The following is a 6,747-nucleotide window of genomic DNA, read 5'->3' on the forward strand; positions in this document are numbered from 1 at the left end:
CTCGCCCTCCAGCTCGACGAGCTGATCGCGGGCGTCGAGCCCGAGCGTGAACTGGTCGTACGGGACTATGTGCCGGAGCCGGAGTCCGATGGTGCTGACGAGTGGTGCGTGGCGGGCATGACCGCTCCTGTCCGCGTCAGACGTGGTTGGGCGGATGGCTGTGGAAGAGGCGGATCGTGCTTGCTGTGCCGGGAGGGGTACCCCGTCGGCTACCGGTGGAGCCTTCCCACTCTTTTCGGGTGGGCAATCCGGCACTTTGTTAACTACCCACGCGTATGTCTACACACAAGATTGGCCTCGTTCCACAGGAGATGAGGGGGTTGGCCTGAGTCGGCCCCTGGGCCGCGGGCGGGGGACGCCCGACGCCCCGGTGCCGGCGGTGTGCCGCCGGGGCGGGTGTGCCGTCCGTCGCGGCCGTGCGCCCGTCGGGGGCTGTGCCGCAGTTTGGCCGATTGTCACCCCCACGGGGAGCCGGTCACAAGAGGGCCCCTCCGACATACACCTGGAATCAGTCGTTCCGCCCGAAAGAGGGGTGCATCGGCTCAGCCCCCGGCGAGGCGGACACCTCCGCCGGTACCGTCGTGAGGGACGACGTTCTCAAGGCTCACCGCCGCACCGAAGAGGTGGAATGTGAAGGCGATCCGTCGTTTCACCGTCCGTCCCGTCCTCCCCGACCCCCTGAGGCCCCTGAGCGATCTGGCCCGCAATCTGCGCTGGTCCTGGCATGCGGAGACGCGTGACCTGTTCCAGTCGGTGGACCCCGAGCGCTGGGCCTCCTCGGGCGGCGACCCGATAAGGCTCCTCGGCAGCGTGCGCGCGGAGCGGCTCGCCGAACTGGCCGAGGACCGCCATTTCCTGCGCCGCCTCACCGCGGTCGCCGACGACCTGCGCGACTATGTGACGGGCCCCCGCTGGTATCAGACGCAGACCGCGGAACTGCCCGCCGCGATCGCCTACTTCTCGCCGGAGTTCGGCATCACCGCCGCCCTCCCCCAGTACTCGGGCGGCCTCGGCATCCTCGCCGGCGACCATCTGAAGGCGGCCAGCGACCTCGGGGTGCCGCTGATCGGTGTCGGCCTGCTGTATCGGCACGGCTACTTCCGGCAGACCCTGTCCCGCGAGGGCTGGCAGCAGGAGCACTATCCGGTGCTCGACCCCAACGAGCTGCCCGTCGTCCTGCTGGAGGAGGAGGACGGCACGCCCGCCCAGGTCAGCCTCGCGCTGCCCGGCGGCAGGCGGCTGCACGCGCGGATCTGGCTGGCGCAGGTCGGCCGGGTGCCGCTGCTGATGCTGGACTCCGACGTGGAGGAGAACGACCTCGGCGAGCGCGGGGTGACCGACCGGCTCTACGGCGGGGGCAGCGAGCACCGGCTGCTCCAGGAGATGCTCCTCGGCATAGGAGGTGTCCGGGCGGTACGCACGTACTGCCGCCTCACCGGCCATCCGGCGCCGGAGGTGTTCCACACCAACGAGGGGCACGCCGGTTTCCTCGGCCTGGAGCGCATCGCCGAGCTGTGCGACGAAGGCCTGGACTTCGACGCGGCGCTGGAAGCGGTCCGCGCCGGGACCGTGTTCACCACGCACACGCCCGTTCCCGCCGGTATCGACCGCTTCGACCGGGAACTCGTCGCCCGGCACTTCGGGCCCGGCGCCGAGCTGCCGCGGATCGAGGTGGAGCGGGTGCTGCGGCTCGGCATGGAGACGTACCCGGGCGGCGAACCCAACCTGTTCAACATGGCGGTGATGGGGCTGCGGCTGGCGCAGCGCGCCAACGGGGTGTCCCTGCTGCACGGGCAGGTCAGCCGGGAGATGTTCTCCGGCCTGTGGCCGGGATTCGACCCCGAGGAGGTGCCGATCACCTCCGTGACGAACGGGGTGCACGCGCCGACCTGGGTGGCGCCGGAGGTGTTCCGGCTCGGCGCCCGGCAGATCGGCGCCCAGCGCGCCGAGGACGCGCTGACCGTCGGCGGCTCCGAACGCTGGGACTCGGTCACCGACATCCCCGACCAGGACATCTGGGAGCTGCGCCGGTCGCTGCGGGAGCAGCTCGTCACCGAGGTGCGGGAGCGGCTGCGGGTGTCGTGGCGGCAGCGCGGCGCGGGCGCGGCCGAGCTGGGCTGGATCGACCAGGTCCTCGACCCGGACGTGCTGACGATCGGGTTCGCGCGGCGTGTGCCGTCGTACAAGCGGCTGACGCTGATGCTGCGGGACCGGGACCGGCTGATGTCGCTGCTGCTGCATCCGGAGCGGCCGGTGCAGATCGTCGTCGCGGGCAAGGCGCACCCGGCGGACGACGGCGGCAAGCGGCTGGTGCAGGAGCTGGTGCGGTTCGCGGACGATCCGCGGGTGCGGCACCGGATCGTGTTCCTGCCGGACTACGGCATGGCGATGGCGCAGAAGCTGTACCCGGGCTGCGACATCTGGCTGAACAATCCCCTGCGCCCGCTGGAGGCGTGCGGCACGAGCGGGATGAAGGCCGCGCTGAACGGCTGTCTGAACCTGTCGGTGCTGGACGGCTGGTGGGACGAGTGGTTCCAGCCCGACTTCGGCTGGGCGATCCCCACGGCCGACGGTCAGGGCACGGACACCGACCGGCGGGACGACCTGGAGGCGGCGGCCCTGTACGACCTGCTGGAACAGCGGATCACCCCGCGGTTCTACGAGCGGGGCCGCAGCGGGCTGCCGGACCGGTGGATCGAGATGGTCCGCCGTACCCTCACCCACCTCGGACCGAAGGTGCTGGCCGGGCGGATGGTCCGCGAGTACGTGGAGCGGCTGTACACGCCGGCCGCGCACGCCCATCGCGCGCTGGACGCGGACGCGGCGCGCGGGCTCGCGGAGTGGAAGGCGCGGGTGCGGGCCGCCTGGCACGGGGTGACCGTCGACCATGTGGAGACGTCCACGACGACGGCCACGGCGGAGCTGGGCTCGACGCTCACCCTGCGGGTGCGGGTGGCGCTCGGCGAGCTGGGCCCGGAGGACGTCGAGGTGCAGGCGGTGTCGGGGCGGGTCGATGCGGAGGACCGCATCACGGACGCGACGGCGGTGCCGCTGAAGCCGGTCGGCGGCCCCGACATGGAGGGCCGCTGGGCGTACGAGGGTCCGCTGTCCCTGGACCGCACCGGCCCCTACGGCTACACCGTCCGCATCCTGCCCGACCATCCGCTGCTCGCGTCCCACGCCGAGCTGGGCCTGGTCGCCGTACCGGCGGACGATGTGGTGGAGGGGGCGGGGGTGCTGCTGAGGTAGGAGGCGGGCGGTGCGACCGCCGCCCGGCCCTCGGCCTCCGGGTGCGGCCCGGACGGTCGTCGTCGTGTACGGGACACGGCGGACAGGCCGTCGTACACGGAAGTACGTCACCGGCGTACACGGAAGTCCGCGTCCCGGCACACGATCGGCCGTGTATCGCATACCGCATACCGCATTCGGCATCCAGGGCCCCGTCCGGCACACCGCGAGGTGCGTCGGACGGGGCCCGGCCACGACGGCCGCCCGGTCGGCTCAGGCAGCCGGCAGGCCCGCGGGCAGGCGGCCGGTGTGCAGGACGCCCAGGCGCTGTGTGGCGCGGGTGAGGGCGACGTACAGGTCGCTGGTGCCGTAGCGGGCCGGTTCGACGACGAGGACCGAGTCGAACTCCAGGCCTTTCGCCTGGCGCGGGTCGAGGAGGACGACCGTGCGGGTCAGGTCGGGTTCCTCGCCCGCCGTGACGCCGTCCAGACGGGCGGCGAGCCGGCGGTGCAGGTCGCGCGGGGCGATGACGGCGAGGCGGCCCTCGGCGGGGGTGAGTTCCGCGACCGCCTCGGCGACCGCGTCCGGCAGGGCGCCGGCGGCGGCTTCCCTCACCCACGGCTTCACCCCGGTGGAGCGGACCGAGCTGGGCGGTTCGAAGCCGGGGTCCTCGGCGCGGACCACGGCCGCGGCCAGCTCCATGATCTCGGCGGGGGTGCGGTAGTTCACGCCGAGCCGGGTGTGCTCCCAGCGGTCCCCGACGAACGGCTCGAGGATGTCCCGCCAGGAGCCGACGCCGGCCGCCTCCGCCGTCTGCACCGGGTCGCCGACCAGGGTCATCGACCGGGTGGGGCTGCGCCGCATCAGCAGCCGCCACGCCATCGGGGACAGCTCCTGCGCCTCGTCGACGATGATGTGCCCGAACGCCCAGGTGCGGTCGGCGGCGGCCCGCTCGGCGGCGCTGCGGTGGTCGTCCTCCTCGTGGCGTTCGGCGAAGCGCTCCGCGTCGATGATGTCGTGCGCGGAGAGCACCTCGCTGGCCTCCGGGTCGTCCTCCTCCTTGTCCTCGAACTCGAAGGTGCGGGAGGCGTAGGAGACGTCCAGCACGCCCTGGGCGTACGCCACGCGCTGCTCGCGTTCGCGTTCGGCGCGGGCGCGGGCGAGGCGGTCGTCCTCGCCGAGGAGTTCCGCCGCCTCGTCGAGCAGCGGCACGTCCGCGACCGTCCAGGCCCGGGTGACGGGGCGGCGTACGGCCGCCGCGTCCGCCGCGTCGAGGTAGCCCTCGGGGGCGGCGAGGAAGTCGGCGACGAGGCGCTGCGGGGTGAGGCGCGGCCACAGCCGGTCGATGGCGGCCCACACTTCGGGGTTCTCCGCGAGCTCGTCGCGGATCTGGGTGTGGTCGGCGGCGTCCAGCAGGCTGCTGCCGTCGTACGGGTCGGTGCCGATGCGTTCGGCGTACAGCTCGGTGAGGGTGTTGAGGATGTGGCCCTCGAAGTGCTCACGGGCCACGTTGTGCGGCAGTTTCGTGTCGCGGGTCCGTTCGCGGGCGACGGCGACGAGGCCCTCGTCGAGCATGAGGATCTCGCGGTCGTGCTCGATGGCGACGACCGGGTCGGGCAGCGCCTGCCGGTCGCGTACGACGGCGGCGAGCACGTCGGCCATCTCGGCGCGGCCCTTGACGGCGGCTGCCTCGGGCGTGTCCTGCGCGGTGGCCTTCACGCCGGGGAAGAGTTCGCCGACGGTGGCGAGGAGGACGCCGGTCTCGCCGAGGGAGGGCAGCACCTCGCCGATGTAGCCGAGAAAGGCCGGGTTGGGGCCGACGATCAGCACGGCGCGTTTGGCGAGCAGTTCGCGGTGCTCGTACAGCAGGAACGCGGCCCGGTGCAGGGCCACCGCGGTCTTGCCGGTGCCGGGGCCGCCCTCGACGACGAGGACGCCGCGGTGGGGGGCACGGATGATGCGGTCCTGCTCGGCCTGGATGGTCTGCACGATGTCGTGCATCCGGCCGGTGCGGGCGGCGTCCAGCGCGGCGAGCAGCACGGCGTCACCGGAGGGGTCCTCGTGGCCGGTGCGTTCCCGGTCGCCGAGGTCGAGGATCTCGTCGTGCAGGGCGGTGACGGTACGGCCGTCGGTGCTGATGTGACGGCGGCGGCGCAGGCCGAGCGGGGTGTGGCCGGTGGCGAGGTAGAAGGGCCGGGCCACGTCGGCCCGCCAGTCGATGAGGATGGGGGTGCGGTCGGCGTCGTCGGCACGCAGGCCGATCCTGCCGATGTGGTGGCTGTCGCCGGACGTGAGGTCGATACGGCCGAAGCACAGGGAGCCGTCCACCGCGTTCAGCGCGGCGAGCAGTCCCGACCGTTCGGCGACCAGGATGTCCCGCTCCAGGCGTGCCTGCATGGGCTTGTCGCCCTGGGCGAGGGCGTCGGCGACGGAGGCCTCGGTGTCGCCGCGCAGCGCGTCGACCCGTGCGTACAGGCCGTCGATGAATTCCTGCTCGTGCCGCAATTCATCGTCCGGAAATTCGGTGTTTGACAATTCCGCTCCCGCCCGGATATACTGTGGTCACTGAACTTCTCCGTGCCCGAATTCCATCCGGACACGTGAATCATTGAATATACGCGAAGAAATCCCCCGGGCGCAATTGCCCGGGGGATTTCTTTTTCTCGGGTGGGTGTCGGGTGGCGCGGAAGAGCTCCGGCTCGGCTACAGCACGTCGGCCAGTTCCTCCAGCAGCCGCCGCCTCGGCCGGGCGCCCACCATCGACTTCACCGGCTCCCCGTCCCGGAACACCATCAGCGTGGGCGTGGACAGCACGTTGTACGCGATGGGCGTACCCGGGTTGCGGTCCACGTCGATCTGCACGATCCGCAGCCGCTCCGCCTCCTCGACGGCGATCGCGCCGAGCACCGGGGCGAGCTGACGGCACGGCCCGCACCAGTCGGCGGTGAACTGCACCAGAACGGGACGTTCGCTGCCCAGCACCTCCGCCGCGAAGTCCGCGTCGGTCACCTCGTCCACCCCGGCGGTCTTGATCACAGTTCCTGCCCTCCCAGTTCGCACTTCGGCGGTTCGGCCTCTGCTGTCGCCAACCGCAGACCGATCTTGGTCCGTACGGCTTCCAGCTCCGCGATCAGCGCGTCCAGCTCCGCCAGCTTGCGCCGGTAGACCGCGAGCGAGGCCGGGCAGGAGTCCCCCTCCGGGTGTCCGGCCCGCAGACACTCCACGAGCGGCCGGGTCTCCTCCAGGTCGAAGCCGAAGTCCCGGAGCGTGCGGATCTGCCGCAGCAGCTTCAGATCGCTCTCGTCGTACGTCCGGTACCCGTTCTCCCCGCGCCGGGCGGGCAGCAGACCCCGCGCCTCGTAGTAGCGCAGCGTCCGCGTGGTGGTTCCGGCCCGGGCTGCCGGCTCGCCGATTCGCATGCCGACGACCGTAAGCCTTGACGCCGACGTCAAGGCAAGGACGGAAGCCGGGGCCGACGTCAGGGCGGGGGCGGAAGCCGTGGGCGGCAGGGGCCAGGGC

At 72.1% G+C, this 6,747-nt stretch carries 4 protein-coding genes; 1 reads left to right on the forward strand and 3 read right to left on the reverse strand.

Annotation, left to right across the window (positions count from 1 at the left end; translation table 11 throughout):
* The first annotated feature begins 630 nt into the window (after positions 1–630).
* On the forward strand, positions 631–3,249 hold the full coding sequence (locus tag MTQ10_RS25700; RefSeq protein ID WP_247472542.1) for a glycosyltransferase family 1 protein: 2,619 nt from the start codon (positions 631–633) through the stop codon (positions 3,247–3,249).
* A 252-nt stretch (positions 3,250–3,501) separates the two neighbouring features.
* On the opposite strand, the gene MTQ10_RS25705 is transcribed toward MTQ10_RS25700, so the two are convergent.
* The 3 genes from MTQ10_RS25705 to MTQ10_RS25715 form a co-directional block, all read right to left on the reverse strand.
* Positions 3,502–5,781: a HelD family protein gene (locus MTQ10_RS25705; protein ID WP_247472544.1), complete on the reverse strand. Its 2,280-nt coding sequence runs from the start codon at positions 5,779–5,781 to the stop codon at positions 3,502–3,504.
* 150 nt (positions 5,782–5,931) lie between these two features.
* On the reverse strand, positions 5,932–6,264 hold the full coding sequence (locus MTQ10_RS25710) for a thioredoxin family protein (protein WP_308404602.1): 333 nt from the start codon (positions 6,262–6,264) through the stop codon (positions 5,932–5,934).
* The gene (locus MTQ10_RS25715) at positions 6,261–6,647 is read right to left on the reverse strand and encodes a MerR family transcriptional regulator (protein ID WP_247472543.1); all 387 of its coding nucleotides are present in this window, start codon (positions 6,645–6,647) and stop codon (positions 6,261–6,263) included. Before MTQ10_RS25715 ends, MTQ10_RS25710 begins: the two co-directional genes overlap by 4 nt.
* Positions 6,648–6,747: the final 100 nt, after the last annotated feature.

The organism is Streptomyces sp. XM83C (assembly GCF_023072675.1).
Taxonomy (GTDB): domain Bacteria; phylum Actinomycetota; class Actinomycetes; order Streptomycetales; family Streptomycetaceae; genus Streptomyces; species Streptomyces thermocoprophilus.